This window comes from Azospirillum doebereinerae, from assembly GCF_003989665.1.
Lineage (GTDB): Bacteria > Pseudomonadota > Alphaproteobacteria > Azospirillales > Azospirillaceae > Azospirillum > Azospirillum doebereinerae.
Genome location: NZ_RZIJ01000003.1, coordinates 148,005 through 162,535, shown reverse-complemented (window position 1 = coordinate 162,535; position 14,531 = coordinate 148,005). Strand labels below are relative to the sequence as shown.

General features: G+C 67.9%; 13 protein-coding genes. 2 read left to right on the top strand and 11 right to left on the bottom strand.

Annotated elements, in window-relative coordinates:
* Positions 1-38: 38 nt before the first annotated feature.
* From EJ913_RS05830 to EJ913_RS05785, 10 genes are all read right to left on the bottom strand, one after another.
* Positions 39-1,319 carry a TRAP transporter large permease subunit gene (locus tag EJ913_RS05830; RefSeq protein ID WP_126995723.1) on the bottom strand — a complete coding sequence of 427 codons (1,281 nt, stop codon included), beginning with the start codon at positions 1,317-1,319 and terminating at the stop codon, positions 39-41.
* Positions 1,320-1,329: 10 nt separating this feature from the next.
* The gene (locus EJ913_RS05825; protein WP_126995721.1) at positions 1,330-1,938 is read right to left on the bottom strand and encodes a TRAP transporter small permease; all 609 of its coding nucleotides are present in this window, start codon (positions 1,936-1,938) and stop codon (positions 1,330-1,332) included.
* An 80-nt stretch (positions 1,939-2,018) separates the two neighbouring features.
* Positions 2,019-2,927 (bottom strand): shikimate dehydrogenase, encoded by a 909-nt coding sequence (locus EJ913_RS05820; RefSeq protein ID WP_126995719.1) that lies wholly within the window; start codon positions 2,925-2,927, stop codon positions 2,019-2,021.
* Positions 2,924-3,373, bottom strand: a complete 450-nt coding sequence (gene aroQ / locus EJ913_RS05815; RefSeq protein ID WP_126995717.1) for a type II 3-dehydroquinate dehydratase — start codon at positions 3,371-3,373, stop codon at positions 2,924-2,926. Before aroQ ends, EJ913_RS05820 begins: the two co-directional genes overlap by 4 nt.
* A gap of 32 nt (positions 3,374-3,405) precedes the next feature.
* A complete protein-coding gene (locus tag EJ913_RS05810; protein ID WP_126995715.1) occupies positions 3,406-5,340 on the bottom strand; it encodes a bifunctional sugar phosphate isomerase/epimerase/4-hydroxyphenylpyruvate dioxygenase family protein in 1,935 nt (644 codons plus the stop codon).
* 98 nt (positions 5,341-5,438) lie between these two features.
* A complete protein-coding gene (locus tag EJ913_RS05805; RefSeq protein ID WP_185909694.1) occupies positions 5,439-6,116 on the bottom strand; it encodes a TetR/AcrR family transcriptional regulator in 678 nt (225 codons plus the stop codon).
* A 214-nt stretch (positions 6,117-6,330) separates the two neighbouring features.
* Positions 6,331-7,533: an ABC transporter substrate-binding protein gene (locus EJ913_RS05800; protein WP_126995711.1), complete on the bottom strand. Its 1,203-nt coding sequence runs from the start codon at positions 7,531-7,533 to the stop codon at positions 6,331-6,333.
* A 65-nt stretch (positions 7,534-7,598) separates the two neighbouring features.
* Positions 7,599-8,378: a 3-hydroxybutyrate dehydrogenase gene (locus tag EJ913_RS05795; protein WP_126995709.1), complete on the bottom strand. Its 780-nt coding sequence runs from the start codon at positions 8,376-8,378 to the stop codon at positions 7,599-7,601.
* A gap of 47 nt (positions 8,379-8,425) precedes the next feature.
* Positions 8,426-9,379, bottom strand: a complete 954-nt coding sequence (gene kce, locus EJ913_RS05790) for a 3,5-dioxohexanoate:acetyl-CoA acetone transferase (protein ID WP_126995707.1) — start codon at positions 9,377-9,379, stop codon at positions 8,426-8,428.
* A gap of 74 nt (positions 9,380-9,453) precedes the next feature.
* Positions 9,454-10,365: a 3-hydroxyacyl-CoA dehydrogenase family protein gene (locus EJ913_RS05785; protein ID WP_126995705.1), complete on the bottom strand. Its 912-nt coding sequence runs from the start codon at positions 10,363-10,365 to the stop codon at positions 9,454-9,456.
* Between the two features lie 338 nt (positions 10,366-10,703).
* On the opposite strand from EJ913_RS05785, the gene EJ913_RS05780 reads away from it, so the two are divergent.
* On the top strand, positions 10,704-12,125 hold the full coding sequence (locus EJ913_RS05780) for a sigma-54 interaction domain-containing protein (RefSeq protein WP_238519144.1): 1,422 nt from the start codon (positions 10,704-10,706) through the stop codon (positions 12,123-12,125).
* Positions 12,126-12,189: 64 nt separating this feature from the next.
* Here EJ913_RS05780 and EJ913_RS05775 read toward each other — a convergent pair whose 3' ends face one another.
* Positions 12,190-13,422, bottom strand: coding sequence for an MFS transporter (locus tag EJ913_RS05775; protein WP_126995701.1), 1,233 nt, complete (start codon positions 13,420-13,422; stop codon positions 12,190-12,192).
* 98 nt (positions 13,423-13,520) lie between these two features.
* Here EJ913_RS05775 and EJ913_RS05770 point away from each other — a divergent pair, with 98 nt between their 5' ends.
* On the top strand, positions 13,521-14,438 hold the full coding sequence (locus EJ913_RS05770) for a LysR substrate-binding domain-containing protein (protein WP_126995699.1): 918 nt from the start codon (positions 13,521-13,523) through the stop codon (positions 14,436-14,438).
* Positions 14,439-14,531: the final 93 nt, after the last annotated feature.

Genomic DNA, 14,531 nt, shown 5'->3' with positions numbered 1-14,531 from the left:
GCCGCTCTTGTGGCGGCGCTGTTTCAGTGAGCGAATTTTCAGCGGGCGAACCACGAGGCCGGAACCATGACCAGCGCGGGGAAGAGGGTGAGCAGCAGCAGAACCAGAAGCTGGACCAGCATGAAGGGCCAGACGCCCTTGACGACCTCCTCCATGCTGACCTTGGACACGCCGCAGACCACGTTCAACACGGTCCCGACCGGCGGGGTGATCAGGCCGATGGCGTTGTTGATGATGAACAGCACGCCGAAATAGACCGGGTCGATGCCGGCGGCCTTGCAGACCGGGACCAGGATCGGCGTCAGGATCAGGATGGTCGGCGTCATGTCCATCGCCGTGCCGACCGCCACCACCAGCGCCATCATCGCCAGCAGCAGCAGCGTCTGGTTGCCCATCAGCGGCTCCAACAGGTCGGTGACGAGGCCCGGCAAATCGGCGACCGTGATCAGCCAGGACGACACCAGCGCCGCCGCGACCAGGAACATCACCACGCTGGTGGTCTTGGCCGCCCCGACCAGGGCCGGGTAGATGTCGGCGAGGCTCATTTCGCGGTAGACGACCACGGCGACGAACAGCGAATAGACGGCGGCCACCACGGCGGCCTCGGTCGGGGTGAAGACACCGAACTTCAGGCCGAAGATGATGATGCCCGGCAGGGCCAGCGCCCACACGCCCTCGCGCAGGATCGCCAGCACCTCGCGCAGCGACTTGCGCGGCGGCGGGACCAGGTTCTCCTTGCGGGCGACATACCACCAGGCGAAGCACAATCCCACCGCCAGCATCAGGCCGGGGAAGATGCCGGCCAGGAACAGCTTGGTGACCGACACGTTGCCGGCGACGCCGTAGATGACGAAGCCGATGCTGGGCGGGATGATCGGCGCGATGATGGCGCCCGACGCGATCAGCCCGGCGGAACGCGAACGGTCATGGCCGGCGGCGACCATCATCGGCACCAGCAGCGTGGCGAGCGCCGCCGCGTCCGCCACGGCCGACCCCGACAGGCTGGCCATCACAGTGGCGGCGAGGATGGCGACGTAGCCCAACCCGCCCTTGATGTGGCCGACCATCGCCATGGCGAGGTTGACGATGCGCTTGGCCAAGCCGCCGGTGTTCATGATCTCGCCGGCCAGCATGAAGAAGGGCACCGCCATCAGCGGAAAGCTGTCGGCACCGTTGATGACGTTCTGCGCGATGATCTGCGCGTCGAACAGGTCGAGGTGGAGCATCAGCGCCACGCCGCACAGCAGCAGCGCGTAGGCGATCGGCATGCCGATGGCCATGGCACCCAGCAGGGACCCCAGGAAGATGGTGATCGTCATGGCCGGCGTCCTAGCGGCTGGAGGCGGTGCGGATGGGAGTGGTGTTGGCGGGGGCCGGAGACAGGCCATGGCGATGGCCGCCAGGGCCGTCGTGGTGCGCGGCGGCCTCGGGCAGCTCTTCGGATTCGGTCACCATGACCAGTTCGTCCTCGGTCGCCTTGCCGGTCAGCACGCGGTACAGCTCGTGCAGCAGGATGGCCCCGGTGGACAGGCTGAAGATCACCCCGACCCCGTACAGCCACGCCATCGACAGCCCGGTCGCGGGCGCACGGACCTCCAGGTTGATGATCGTCTGCGTCCAGCTCCCTTGGAGCATCAGCACCGTGACGTAGAGCATCAGCGCGTAGCTGAGCGCGACACAGGCGGTCTTGCCGCTCCTGGGCAACCGCATGACCAGCGTGTCGACGCCCAGATGGGCGCGCTCGTGCAGCCCGACGATGGCGCCGAGGAAGGTCAGCCAGACGAAGAACAGGCGCGACAACTCCTCCGACACCGTGATGCCGCTGTTGAAGCCGTAGCGGAGCAGCACGTTGCCGAACACCAGGACCACCATGCCGGCGAGGCAGGCGGCGATCAGGGCCTTCAAGACATGGAAATAGCCATCGACCAGGGTCTTCATCCCGTCCCTCCCCGGACCGGTCGGTTGCGCCGGTCCTGTTCTTGATGCTGCCGCCTCCGGGGCCGCCTTTGCCCCACCCCTCACCCCGCGATCATCGACGCGAAATGCGCCTGGATCCGCTCGGCGTCCGGCTCCACGCCGGTGAACAGGCGGAAGGCGTCGACCGCCTGGAAGACCGCCATGCCGCCGCCGTCCAGCGTGCGGCAGCCGCGCGCCCGCGCCGTACGCAGCAGTTCGGTTTCCAGCGGGAAATAGACGATCTCGGCGACCCAGAGGCCATCGTGCAGCAGCGCCGCCGGAAGCGGAAGACCGGGAAACTTCGCCATGCCGGTCGGGGTCGCGTGGATCAGCCCGTCCGCCTCCGCCATCGCCGGGGCGAGATCGCTCAGCGCCTCCGCCCGGCCGGCGCCGAAGCGGGCGTTGAGCTGCCCGGCCAGCGCCACCGCCCGCGCCGGCTCGGCGTCGAACACGCCGAGCCGCCCGACGCCGAGCTGGAAGGCCGCATGCCCGACCGCCGCCCCCGCCCCGCCGGCGCCGAGCAGCACCACACGGTCGCGCGGCACGTCGCCCAAGCCCCGGCGAAAGCCCTCGGCAAAGCCGGAGCAGTCGGTGTTGTGCCCGACCCGACGCCCGCCCGACAGCACCACCGTGTTGACGGCGCCGATGGCGCGGGCGTCGTCCGACAATTCGTCGAGCAGCGGCATGATCGCCTGCTTGCACGGGAAGGTGACGTTCAGGCCGGTGTAGCCCATGCGCTCGGCGCTGGCGAGCAACTCCGGCAGGGCATCGATGCCGAGGCCGAGGCGGTCCAAGTCGATCAGCCGGTAGATGTAGCGCAGGCCCAGCGCGTCGGCCTCCCGCTCGTGCATCGAAGGGGTGCGCGACGCCTGGATGCCGGAGCCGATCAGCCCGACGATGACCGACGACGCCGGGCGGGCCGCCGGGCCGGCCTTATCGGCCAAGGCGCTCAGGGCGTTGCGGGCGGTCATCGCGCGTCGGTCTCCAGCAGGCGGGCCAGCCGTTGCAGGGCCAGCGGGTAGCCCTGGGTGCCGAAGCCGCAGATCACCCCGGCCGCCACCCGCGAGACGTAGGAGAAATGGCGGAATTCCTCGCGCTTGTGGATGTTCGAGATGTGGACCTCGAGGATCGGGAAGGCGCAGGCCGACAGCGCGTCCATCAGCGAGACCGAGGTGTGGCTCAGCCCGGCCGGGTTGATGACCAGACCGGCCATCGTCTCGCGCGCCTCGTGGATCCAGTCGATCAGCTGGTGTTCGGCGTTGGACTGGCGGAACGTCACGCCGAGACCAAGCGACTCGCCGGCGCGCCGGCATTCGGCCTCCACGTCGGCCAGGGTCTCGTGGCCGTAGATGTGCGGCTCGCGCTTGCCCAGCAGGTTCAGGTTGGGTCCGTTCAGGATCAGGACGGGGCGGCTCATGGTCGGGTCTCCGGATGAACGCATGGGTTCGTTCATTGTTGGTCGGGATGGCGTTGGTCGAGGTAGCGGGTGGGCCAGCGGTCCTCGCGCAGTTGCGCCTGGACGGCCATGCGGACGGGGGCGTTGACCGCGCCGAACTGGCGGTAGTCGCCCTGCCGCTCCACCACTTCGAAGAAGAAACGGTCCTCGAAGCTGTCGGTGTAGGCGTGCAGGAAGGCGCCATGGTCGTCGCGGTCGTAGAGCAGCTCGCGCCGCTTCAGCGCCGCCAGCGCGTCGTCGTCCAACGGGTGCTTGACCGCGAGGTCGTCGTAGTAGTTGGCGGGGATCGCCAGGAAGGGCGCGCCCGCCGCCAGCCGTTCCTCCACCAGCGCGCCGGCGTCCCGGCTGGCGAAGGCGATGTGGTGCACCCCCGCCCCGGCGGTGGCCCCGACGAAGCGCCCGGTCGCCGTCCGCCGGCTTTCCGAGATGTTCAGCGGCAGCCGTACGCCACGTCCCGGCTCCGCGTTCGGGCTGACCAGCGCGCGGCTGCGGATCAGGCCGTAGGGGTCGGGCAACTCCCACAGGGTTTCCGGGACGAAGCCGAACACCGCGCGGTAAAACAGCACGAAACCGTCCATCCGCCCGAAGGGCAGCGCCTGCGCCACATGGTCGATGCCGGTCAGCGCCGCCGGAGATGCCGCGCCGTCATCCGGCAGCAGGTGGAAATCGTCCTCCCAGATGCTGCGGCCGGCGGCGTCGTTCTCCACCAGATGGATCAGCGTGCCGTCGGGCGCGCGCAGGGCCGGAATGTGGCGCTCGCCCTCCCCCACCCGCTCCCGCCACAGCACGCAGCGCAGGGCCTCGGCGCGGGCGATGGCGCGGCGGGAATCGTCGACCCGGAAGGCCATGGCGCAGACCGAGGGGCCGTGCATCTGGAAATGCTCCGACGCCGCCGAATCCTCCTCGCTGTTCAGCACGAGGTTGACGCCGCCCTGCCGGTAGAGGTCCACCGCCTTGGAGCGGTGCCGCCCGGCGTGCCGGAAGCCCAGCGTGCCGAGCAGCCCGGCCAGCTTGTCATGAGCGGCGGCATCGACCGCGAATTCCAGGAACTCCACCCCGTCGCAAACCGGCGGCTCCGGCAGGCCGGGGCCGTGGCCGGCCTCCGCCTCCACATGGATCAGCGAGCGCAGCCCGTCCAGCGCGGTCAGCCGTGCCGGCGCGGAGCGGAACTCGTCGTTGAAGACCTCCAGCGAGAGAGGGCCGCGGTAACCGGAGGCGAGGACCGCCGTCAGAAACTCCGTAACCGGCAATTGCCCCTGGCCGGGGAAGTTGCGGAAATGGCGGCTCCACGACAGCACGTCCATCGACAGCTTGGGCGCGTCGGCCAACTGCGCGAAGAAGATGCGCTCGCCCGGCACATCGGCGAGGCCGGAGAAGTCGTCGCCGAGCGACAGGGTGTGGAAGCTGTCCACGATCAGCCCCAGCGCCGGGTGGTCGGCGCGGTTGACGATGTCCCAGGCTTGGCGCCAGCGGTTGACGTGGCGGCCCCAGGCCAGCGCCTCGTAGCCGACGCGCAGGCCGCGGCGGTGGGCGCGCTCGGCCATCTCGGCGAGGTCGGCGGCGGCTCTGGCCGGGTCGTCGATGGCGTGCGGCTGCACGTTGGAGCAGACCAGCACCAGATCGGTGCCGAGCGCCTGCATGACGTCGAACTTGCGCTCCGCCCGGTCGAGGTTGCGGGCGCGGATCGGGTCCGGCATCGCCTCGAAATCGCGGAAGGGCTGGAAGATGGTGATGGCGAGGCCCAGCCCTTCCGCGATGCGGCGCACATCGGCGGGCGAGCCGTCGAAGGTCAGCAGGTCGTTCTCGAAAATCTCGACTCCGTCGAAACCGACGGCGGCGGCCGCCTCCAGCTTTTCCGGCAGGGTGCCGCTCAGCGAGACGGTGGCGATCGATTTCGCGAAGGTGAAGGCAGGAGCGGAGCGGGGCATGGCGTTTCCTCGAACCGGTGCGCGCGGTCGGGCCCGCGTTCTGAAAACAAACGTACCAGTTCGTACATTTCACCGCAATTGGTTTCCCATGCCATCAATCATGAATCCTGACGATGTTGCGGCTCCCCCTTCAGCAGGCTGATGATGGCGTCCCCGATCATGCGCTTGTGGCGGGCGCGGGTGTCGGGCGCGGACAGATCCTGGTGGAAGATCAGGTTGAAGGTGTGGCGGTTCGACACGCGGAAGAAGCAGAAGGCGCTGATCATCATGTGCAGGTCGATGGGCTGGATGTCGGCCCGGAACACGCCCTCGGCCCGGCCGCGCTCCAGAATCTTCGCCAGCGTGTCGATCACCGCGACGTTCAGGTTGCGGATGACCTTGCTGTCCTTCATGTGCTGGGCGCGATGGATGTTCTCGATGCTGACCAGCCGGATGAAGTCCTCGTGCTGCTCCTGATAGTCGAAGGTGAATTCGATCAGCGAGCGGATCGCCCGCTCCGGCTCCTGGTCCTGCAGGTTGAGGTTGTTCTCGATGGCGCGGATGTCGCCATAGGCCTTTTCCAGCACGGCGAGGTACAGATCCTCCTTGCTGCCGAAATAATAGTAGATCATCCGCTTGGTCGTGCGGGTCCGCGCGGCGATGGCGTCCACCCGCCCCCCGGCGAACCCCAGCGAGGAGAACTCCTCCGTCGCGACGTCCAGGATGTCCTGCTTGGTGCCCTCGGGATCGTTCTTGCGGCCCGGCTTCTTGGTGGTGCTGGTTCCGTCCGCGCTCATGCCGTCATCCATGCTCTGCCGGCGCGTCCGCGCCCGAGGCTTGGTAATGGCCCAAGCCGGGCAAAAGCTCAATCCCGCAGAGGTCATGCGTCCATGGCGGTTGCGGGAGGTCACCTCCCCCTGATCGCCCGGGGATCGCCCAAGGCGGCGCGTGCGGTTCCGACGCGCCGCCTGGGCCCCCGATGGAAAGGGGAGCGTGTCCGCTCCCCAGCCGTCACTTGACGAGCGGGCAGCCGCTGTCCTTCGGGGCGATGTACGCTTGGTCGCCGGGAACGGTCTTGAGGATCTTGAAGTAATCCCAGCCGTGCTTCGACTCACCCGGCGTCTTCACCTGTGCCAGATACATGTCGTCGAAGACGCGGCCGTTGTCGGCGATCCTCGCGTTCTTCATCATCATGTCGGTGACCGGGGTGGCGCGCATTTTGGCGGCCACCTTGTCGGGATCGTCGGTGCCGGCCTCCTGCACGGCCTTCAGGTAATGCAGGACCGACGAATAGACGCCGGCTTGGTTCATCGATGGCTTGCGGCCGGTCCGCTCCTCGAACTTCTTCGACCAGGCGCGGGTCTCGTCGGTCATGTCCCAGTAGAAGGAGTTCGCCAGCATCAGGCCCTGCGAGGTCTCCAGGCCGAGCGCGTGGACGTCGTTGATGTTCAGCAGCAGGCCCGCCAGCGTCTGGCCCCCTTGGGGAATGCCGAACTCGGCCGCCTGCTTGACGGCGTTGATGGTGTCGCCGCCCGCGTTGGCGAAGGCGACGACCTGCGCGCCCGAGGCCTGCGCCTGAAGCAGGAAGGACGAGAAGTCCGAGGCACCCAGCGGGTGGCGCACGCTGCCCTTGATGGTGCCGCCGAGCTGCTTCACGGTGGCGGCGGCCTCGGCTTCCAACGAATGGCCGAAGGCGTAGTCGGCGGTGACGAAGAACCAGCTTTTCCGGCCCTGCTCGACCAGCGCGCGGGCGGTGGCGGAGGCGACGGCGTGGTTGTCCCAGGTCCAGTGGAAGCCGTAGGGGCTGCACTCCTTGCCGGTCAGGTCGGTCGAGCCGGGGCCGGACATCAGGAAGAGTCGCTTCTTGTCCCGCGTGATGACCTGGACGGCGAGCGCTGCGGCCGAGTTCGGCACGTCGGCGACGACGTCGACCTTTTCGGTGTCGATCCACTGGCGCGCCAGATTGGCCGCGACGTCCGCCTTGTTCTGGTGGTCGCCGACGATGATCTCGATCTTGGTGCCGCCGATGGCGTTGCCGAACTCCTCGGCGGCCATCCGCGCGGCCACCGCCGAGCCCTCGCCGTTGATGTCGGCGTAGATGCCCGAACGGTCGGACAGCATGCCGATCTTGATGACGCCGTCCGACATCTGGGCCTGGGCCGCGCCGGCGGACAGGGCGGCGATGGCGGCGCCCGCGAACAGAAGGTTGCGCATGGTTCACTCCCTAGGATGAGGTTTCTTGATGGTTGGGACCATTGCCCCTGATGCTGTCCCGCGCGTCAATGGGCGGTGTAGCCGCCGTCCACGGGGAGAGCGGTGCCGGTGATGGAGCCGGCGGCGTCGGAGCACAGGAAGGCGATGGCGGCCGCGACCTCGTCGGGCGGCACCAGCCGGCCGGTCGGCATCTTGCCCAGGAACACCGCCTTGAGCACCTGATCCTCCGGCAGGCCGGTGACCTGCGCCTGCTGGGCGATCTGCTTTTCGATGATCGGGGTCAGCACCGTGCCGGGGCACACCGCGTTGCAGGTGATGCCGTGCTCGGCGACCTCGATCGCCACCGCCTTGGTCAGGCCGATGATCCCGTGCTTGGCGGCGACGTAGGCCGGCTTGTGCGGGGCCCCCACCATGCCGAGGACCGAGGCCGTGTTGACGATGCGGCCCCATCCCCGCTCCCGCATGGCGGGAAGCGCCGCCTTGATGGTGTGGAAGGCGGCGCTCAGGTTGACCGCGAGCAGCAGATCCCACTTGTCGTCGGGGAACTCGTGCAGCGCCGCGACATGCTGCACCCCGGCGTTGTTCACCACGATGTCGATCGGACCCAGCGCTTCGGCCGCCTGCCCCATCATGGCGCGGACGGCGTCGGGCCGGCTGAGGTCGGCGTCCGAATAGACGACCGTCGTGCCGCTCCGGGCCGCGATGTCGGCGCACACCGCGTCGATCTCCGCGCGGTCGCCGAAGCCGTTGAGCATGACATGACAGCCACGGCTGGCCAGTTCGCGCGCGGTCGCCAGACCGATGCCGCTGGTGGAGCCGGTGACGACGGCATTTCTGTTCCGCATTTCTGTTTCCTTCGGATGTCTTTGGAATCCGGCGCTCGTCGCGCGGCTCAGAACGCCACTTGGTCGGCGCCCTTGAGGGCGAGCATCGCGCGCGCCTCGGCGGGGCTGGCGACCTCCAGCGACAGCTCCTCCAGGATGCGGCGGATCTTCGCCACCTGCTCCGCGCTGTTGCGGGCGAGCCGGCCCTTGGCGAGATACAGGCTGTCCTCCAGACCGACCCGGACGTTGCCGCCCATGACCGCCGCCATGGTCGTGAACGGGATCTGATGGCGGCCGGCCGCCAGCACGGACCAGGCGTAGTCGCCGCCGAACAGGCGGTCGGCGGTCTCGCGCATGAAGACGAGGTTGCGCTCCTCCGCGCCGATGCCGCCGAGGATCCCGAAGATCGTCTGGACGAAGAGCGGCGGCTTCACCAGCTTCCGGTCGAGGAAATGCGCCAGCGTGTACAGATGCCCGACGTCGTAGCATTCGAACTCGAACCGCGTGCCGCAGCCCTCGCCCAGATGTTCGAGGATGTAGGCGATGTCCCGGAAGGTGTTGCGGAAGATGAAGTCGTCGGTGCCGCGCAGATAGGGCTCCTCCCACTCGTGCTTCCAGTTCTTGTAGCGGTCGGCCAGCGGGAAGATGCCGAAGTTCATCGAGCCCATGTTGAGCGAGCACATCTCCGGGCTGGCCTGGAGGGGCGCGGCGAGGCGTTCCTGCACCGTCATGTTCAGCGAACCGCCGGTGGTGATGTTGAGCACCGCGTCGGTGGACTGCTTGAGGCGCGGCAGGAACTGCATGAAGACCGCCGGATCCGGCGTCGGCTGCCCGGTGAGGGGATCGCGGGCGTGCAGGTGCAGGATCGCCGCCCCGGCCTCGGCCGCGCCGACTCCCTGCTCGACGATCTCGTCCGGCGTCACCGGCAGCGCGTCGGACATGGTCGGGGTGTGAATGGATCCGGTCAGCGCGCAGCTGATGATGACCTTCTTCTGCGATGCTGGCTTCTGTGATGCGGCCATGCGAGGCGCTCCTGTGTGTCCGGCCCGAAAGGCCGTGAAAAAGTGAAAATCCGACGTTGTCGTGGCGCCCCCGGTCACCTGGGCCCGCTGTCGTCCAGCCGTTGCAGGTGGGCGGCGAGCCGCGCGTGGACCTCGCTCCTCTGCGCCTCGGTCCAGCTCTGGAAACCGCCGCCGGCCTTCATGCCGAGCCGCCCGGACGCGACCAGTTCACGCAGCAGGGGCAAGGGACCGGGCGTGCGGTCGAGATCGGGCAGGACATGCTCATGCACCGCGAGCGTCAGGTCCGTGCCGACGAGATCGGCGTTCTCCAGCGGCCCCAGGACGGCGAGACGCCGGCCGAAGCTGGCCTTGACCACGGTGTCGATTGTTTGGGCGTCGCAGACGCCGTTCTGGACCAGCGCGATCGCCTCGCGCCACAGCGCGTGCTGCAAGCGGTTGCCGATGAAGCCGGGAACGTCCTTGCGGACACGCACCGGCATCTTGCCGACGGACGTCAGAAGATCGGTCATCGCGGCGATTGCCGCCTCGCCGGTGTCGGGCGTCTGGATGACCTCGACGAGCGGGATCAGGTAGGGCGGGTTCCACCAATGGGTGCCCATGGCGCGGGTCCTGTCCCGCAACGGCTCCATGATCCGGGTGATCGGGATGACCGACGTGTTGCTCGCGAGCAGCGCATGGGGTGGGGCCGCCGCCTCGACCGCCGTGAAGATCCGTTGCTTGAGGTCCAGATCCTCCGGCACCGCCTCGATGACGACATCCGCCTGCCCGACGGTGTCCTCCAGCGTCCCGCGCGGGTGGATGCGGTCCGCGGCGGCGACGTCCTGCCCAAGCTCCCGGAGATTGCCGCGAACATGGTCGAGGATCCGGCTCCGGCGGTCGGGATCGGGCTCCTGGATGTCGACGCGGTGACCGGCGACCGCGAAGACCTGCGCGATCCCGTGCCCCATCAACCCGGCCCCGATGATGCCGATGTGCTGGTGTGTCATGCCCTGCGCTTTCCTCCTTGCCGAGTGAACGCCGTCGCGAAGAGCCGTCGTTGCCGTACCGCCGCGCCAGAGGTTGTTTTTGCTGAATGTCCGTTGCACGGCTTTTCCGTCACACGCACTAGCAAGCGCCGCGCCAGCTCGAGAATTTGTTGTTTTTCAACTGCTTGATGGGAAGAGCGATCGCAAACGAGGCGGCATGCGTTTCAATCCGGAACAGACTTCGGTGGCCCACACCGCAGCACCCAGTGAAATCAACGCTGGCGGCCTGTCCTGAATTTTGACAGGGTGTGTTCAGAATTTTGACAGACGGGCGAAGCGGAAGGAAGCGGACCGTGACGATGGGACCGGAGGAGCGGTTCGCCGCCGCGCGCGCCCTGATGGTGATGATCGACGAAATGATCGAGGGCGCCATCCTGGTCGACAAGGACGCGCGCATCGTCTGGTCCAACGACAAGCATGTCTGGTTCGACAGCAAACAGATGGCGTCGCTGGGGCTTCGGTCGGTGGCGGACATGGTGGGCCAGCCCGTCGAACGGGTCATTCCGCACAGCCGGATGCGCGAGGTGGTGGAGACCGGCCGCTCCCTCCCGCTCGACATCATGCGCTACGGGGAACACATCCTGCTGGTGAGCCGTCTTCCCTTGCGCGACGAAGGGGGAGAGGTCGTCGGCGCCCTCGCCTTCGCGCTCAAGAACAGCCTGACCTATCTCCGGCCGATCGCCGACCGCTTCAACAAACTGCAGTCGCGTCTCGCCCGCATGGAGCAGGAACTCGCCGCCAGCCGGGCGTCGAAGCACACCGTCGAGAACCTGATCGGTTTCAGTCCGGCGATGCTCCAGGTGAAGCGGCTGGTGCGCAAGGCGGGCCAGATCACGTCGACGGTGCTGCTGCTGGGCGAGACGGGGACCGGCAAGGAGCTGGTGGCGCACGCAATCCATGCGGCCTCGGACCGGGTCGACCGTCCGTTCGTCGGCCTCAACGTCGCGGCCATCCCCGACAACCTTCTCGAAGCGGAGTTCTTCGGCGTCGCGCCCGGCGCCTACACCGGCGCCGGCCGTCAGACGCGCCCCGGAAAATTCCAGCTGGCGGATGGCGGCACGCTGTTTCTCGACGAGATCGGCGACATGCCCCTGCCGTTGCAGGCCAAGCTGTTGCGCGCGTTGCAGGAGCGCGAGGTCGAGCCGCTCGGCTCCAACCAAGTCATCAAGGTCGATGTCCGCATCATCGCCGCGACCAGCCGGGCGCTCCCGGACATGGTCAAGAGCGGGGCCTTCCGGCCCGACCTCTACTACCGGCTGAACGTCTTCCCGATCCACCTTCCGGCGCTCCGCGACCGCAAGGAGGATCTGGACATCCTCGCGTCCTTCTTTTCGGAAAGGACGGCCGTGAGCCTCGACCAGCCGATGCGCGATCTCACGCCCTCGGCGCTCGACATGCTGCGGGGGTATGACTGGCCCGGCAACATCCGTGAACTCGCCAACATCCTCGAACAGCTCTACGTGCGCACCGAAGGGGAGCGCATCCTGGCCGAAGACCTCACGGACATCCTTCCGCGAACCGTTGCCAGCGCCTCCGTTTCACCGACCAGGACGCGCACGCTCGCCGAGGCCATGGACGAGTTGGAGCGCTCCCTCATCCTTGCCGCGCTCGACGAGGCGAAGGGCAACAAGCTCGAAGCCGCGCGGAACCTGGGCCTGTCCCGGACCAACCTCTACGCAAAATTGCGCAAGCACGGCATCACCACGGCTTCGGAAGGGTAAGCCGCACACCCGACCGATCCCCCGACCACCGCCGATCCGGCCAATCGGCACGAAACCGGTTTGCTCAAATCTCCCCCTTCGCGGCCGCCGTTCCGTTGGCGGGCTCGTCGCGCAGGAAGGGGCGCAGGGCGAGAACCATGGGAATGATGGCCGCCGCCGTCAGAGCCGCCGCGACGATGCCGATGGTTCGGCTCGAATGATCCGCAAGCGTGCCGTAGGCGATCGGCGCCAACCCTCCGGCACCGATGACGCCGGTGTAGAACAGCGCGAAGGCACGCCCGACCTCGCCTTTTTTCGCCAGTTCGGGAACGGTCCCGTACAGGACCGAGGAGGTGCCGTTGAGGACGATCCCGAGAAGCGGAAGAAGGACAAGCGTCGGCCCAAGCGGCACCCACAACGTCGCAACCATGAAAAGAACCGTCATCGCCTCCGTGGCGATCACGGTCCAGACGACGCCGAGACGCTGGCCGAGCCAGCCGCAGCACGCCTTGCCCAGCGCGCCGCCGGCAAAAAGCAACGCAAGGCCGACGCCGATTGTCACGTCCTCACCGCCTTTGGCGTGAAGCAGGAACGGCAGGAACAGGAGATACCCCATGCGCGTCGCGGTATCGAAGGCGCCAATGGCGAGAAGCAGACCGAAGCCGCGTCCATCCCGTCCCGTCGCATCCGATGCGTGTCCGGAGGGAACGGTGAAGGTCTGCTTCGGCAACAGCGCCAGCAGGGCGAAGGCGCTCGCCACCCCGGCCAGAGCCATGAAACCGACGACCGGCCGCCACGCCATGAGGGGCAGCAGCAGGGCGACGGCGGCGGGAAAGGTTGCCTTTCCAAGGTCGCCGGCGAAATTGTAAACCCCCAGCGGTCCCCGCGACGCGTTTCCGTAAGCCTGCGTGACGAGAAGCGACGCACGCGGATGCTGTATGCTCGATCCGATGCCGGCGAGCACCAGACCGGCGCAGAGGCCCGGCAGCCCGAGGGGAAGCGCCATGACGAGGAACCCCGCCGCCGCCAGGAAGGTCGCCAGCACCAGCGCCGCGCGCGGGCTCATCCTGGCGGTGAGGTTGCCGGCCGGCACCTGCAAGCCGCCCATGGTCCCGGAATAGAGCGCCCGGATGATGGCGAGACCGGCGTAGGACAGTCCGAATTCCGACTGCCAGACCGGCAGAAGCGCATAGAGTTGATCGGTGTAGCCGTCATGCAGGAGATGGGCGACGCAGGCGCCGATCAGGCTGCGCCGTTGCGGGGACCACTGCCCGGCCTGTTTCCCCTGCTCCCGCCCTATTGCCGTACTGCTCTGCATGCCGTTCCGCCTCCTCGTGGCGAAACCCTATCCCCGTGATTTTTTATCGACTAGAGTCACCTTTCTCACGGGTATCGTCGATTTTTCTCACGGATCCCATGCGCCGTCTTCCTCCCCTCAACGCCTTGCGGGTCTTCGAGGTCGCCGCCCGGACCGGTAGCTACGCCGAAGCCGGGGCGGAACTCGGGCTGACCCACGGCGCCGTCAGCCGGCAAATCACGGCGCTGGAGACATGGCTCGGCCAGCGCCTTTTCGCGCGGGTCGGCCGCCGCATGACGGCGACGCCGGCCGCGCGCGCCTTCGCCGCCGAGGTCAGCCTGTCCTTCGATCGGATGAGCATGGCCGCCGAGGCCTGCGGGCGCCCCTCCGTGCGCCATATCCTCCGCGTCAACGCCCCGACCACCTTCGCCATGCGTTGGCTGATCCCGCGCCTGGACCGGTTCCATGCCGAGCGGCCGGACGTGGAGGTCGTCGTCACCACGGCGACGACGCTCCACGACGAGTTGCGTGGCGGCTTCGACATCGCCATCCGACGCGGGGTGGCCGAGCAATCCGTTTGGCCGCAGTACCGCGCGGTGCATTTTCTGGACGAGGCCGACACGCTGGTCGCCAGTCCGGCGTTGCTGGAGCGCGCGCCGCTTCACCACCCCGCCGACATCGTGAACCATGTCCTTCTGGGCAGCGAGACGCGCCCCGGCGATTGGGCGGACTGGCTCGACCGCGCGGGGCTGCCGCAGAAGGCGGGGCAGCGGCGGCGCGTCTTCGATCATTTCTTCGTCACGCTTCAGGCCTTGGCCGATGGTCTTGGAATCGGCATCGGGCCTTTGCCGGTGCTCCAGGCCGACCTCGACTCCGGGCGTCTGGCCGCCCCGTTTCCGGCGATCCTCGTGCCGCGCACGGGCTACGTCGCGCTGATTCCCTTCGACGCGAACAAGACGTCGTCGCTGACGCGCTTCATCGATTGGCTCGTGGCCGAGGAACGGAGCGATGGCGCCGCCGACCGTTCATCCGTCTGACGCGCGCCCCGCGGCAAGTCGAAGATCAGGCCGGGCGCTTACGGGGCATACCGGCGGGCATTCACCTTCTTCATAGTACGTCCTATTTCCGAT

What these genes read in the sequence shown, in the direction of transcription:
- EJ913_RS05780 (WP_238519144.1), top strand. Translation starts at nt 10,704, where the DNA reads ATGGGACCGGAGGAGCGGTTCGCCGCCGCGCGCGCCCTGATGGTGATG.
- EJ913_RS05795 (WP_126995709.1), bottom strand. Translation starts at nt 8,378, where the DNA reads ATGCGGAACAGAAATGCCGTCGTCACCGGCTCCACCAGCGGCATCGGT.
- aroQ (WP_126995717.1), bottom strand. Translation starts at nt 3,373, where the DNA reads ATGAGCCGCCCCGTCCTGATCCTGAACGGACCCAACCTGAACCTGCTG.
- EJ913_RS05830 (WP_126995723.1), bottom strand. Translation starts at nt 1,319, where the DNA reads ATGACGATCACCATCTTCCTGGGGTCCCTGCTGGGTGCCATGGCCATC.
- EJ913_RS05785 (WP_126995705.1), bottom strand. Translation starts at nt 10,365, where the DNA reads ATGACACACCAGCACATCGGCATCATCGGGGCCGGGTTGATGGGGCAC.
- EJ913_RS05805 (WP_185909694.1), bottom strand. Translation starts at nt 6,116, where the DNA reads ATGAGCGCGGACGGAACCAGCACCACCAAGAAGCCGGGCCGCAAGAAC.
- EJ913_RS05770 (WP_126995699.1), top strand. Translation starts at nt 13,521, where the DNA reads ATGCGCCGTCTTCCTCCCCTCAACGCCTTGCGGGTCTTCGAGGTCGCC.
- EJ913_RS05775 (WP_126995701.1), bottom strand. Translation starts at nt 13,422, where the DNA reads ATGCAGAGCAGTACGGCAATAGGGCGGGAGCAGGGGAAACAGGCCGGG.
- EJ913_RS05800 (WP_126995711.1), bottom strand. Translation starts at nt 7,533, where the DNA reads ATGCGCAACCTTCTGTTCGCGGGCGCCGCCATCGCCGCCCTGTCCGCC.
- EJ913_RS05810 (WP_126995715.1), bottom strand. Translation starts at nt 5,340, where the DNA reads ATGCCCCGCTCCGCTCCTGCCTTCACCTTCGCGAAATCGATCGCCACC.
- EJ913_RS05825 (WP_126995721.1), bottom strand. Translation starts at nt 1,938, where the DNA reads ATGAAGACCCTGGTCGATGGCTATTTCCATGTCTTGAAGGCCCTGATC.
- kce (WP_126995707.1), bottom strand. Translation starts at nt 9,379, where the DNA reads ATGGCCGCATCACAGAAGCCAGCATCGCAGAAGAAGGTCATCATCAGC.
- EJ913_RS05820 (WP_126995719.1), bottom strand. Translation starts at nt 2,927, where the DNA reads ATGACCGCCCGCAACGCCCTGAGCGCCTTGGCCGATAAGGCCGGCCCG.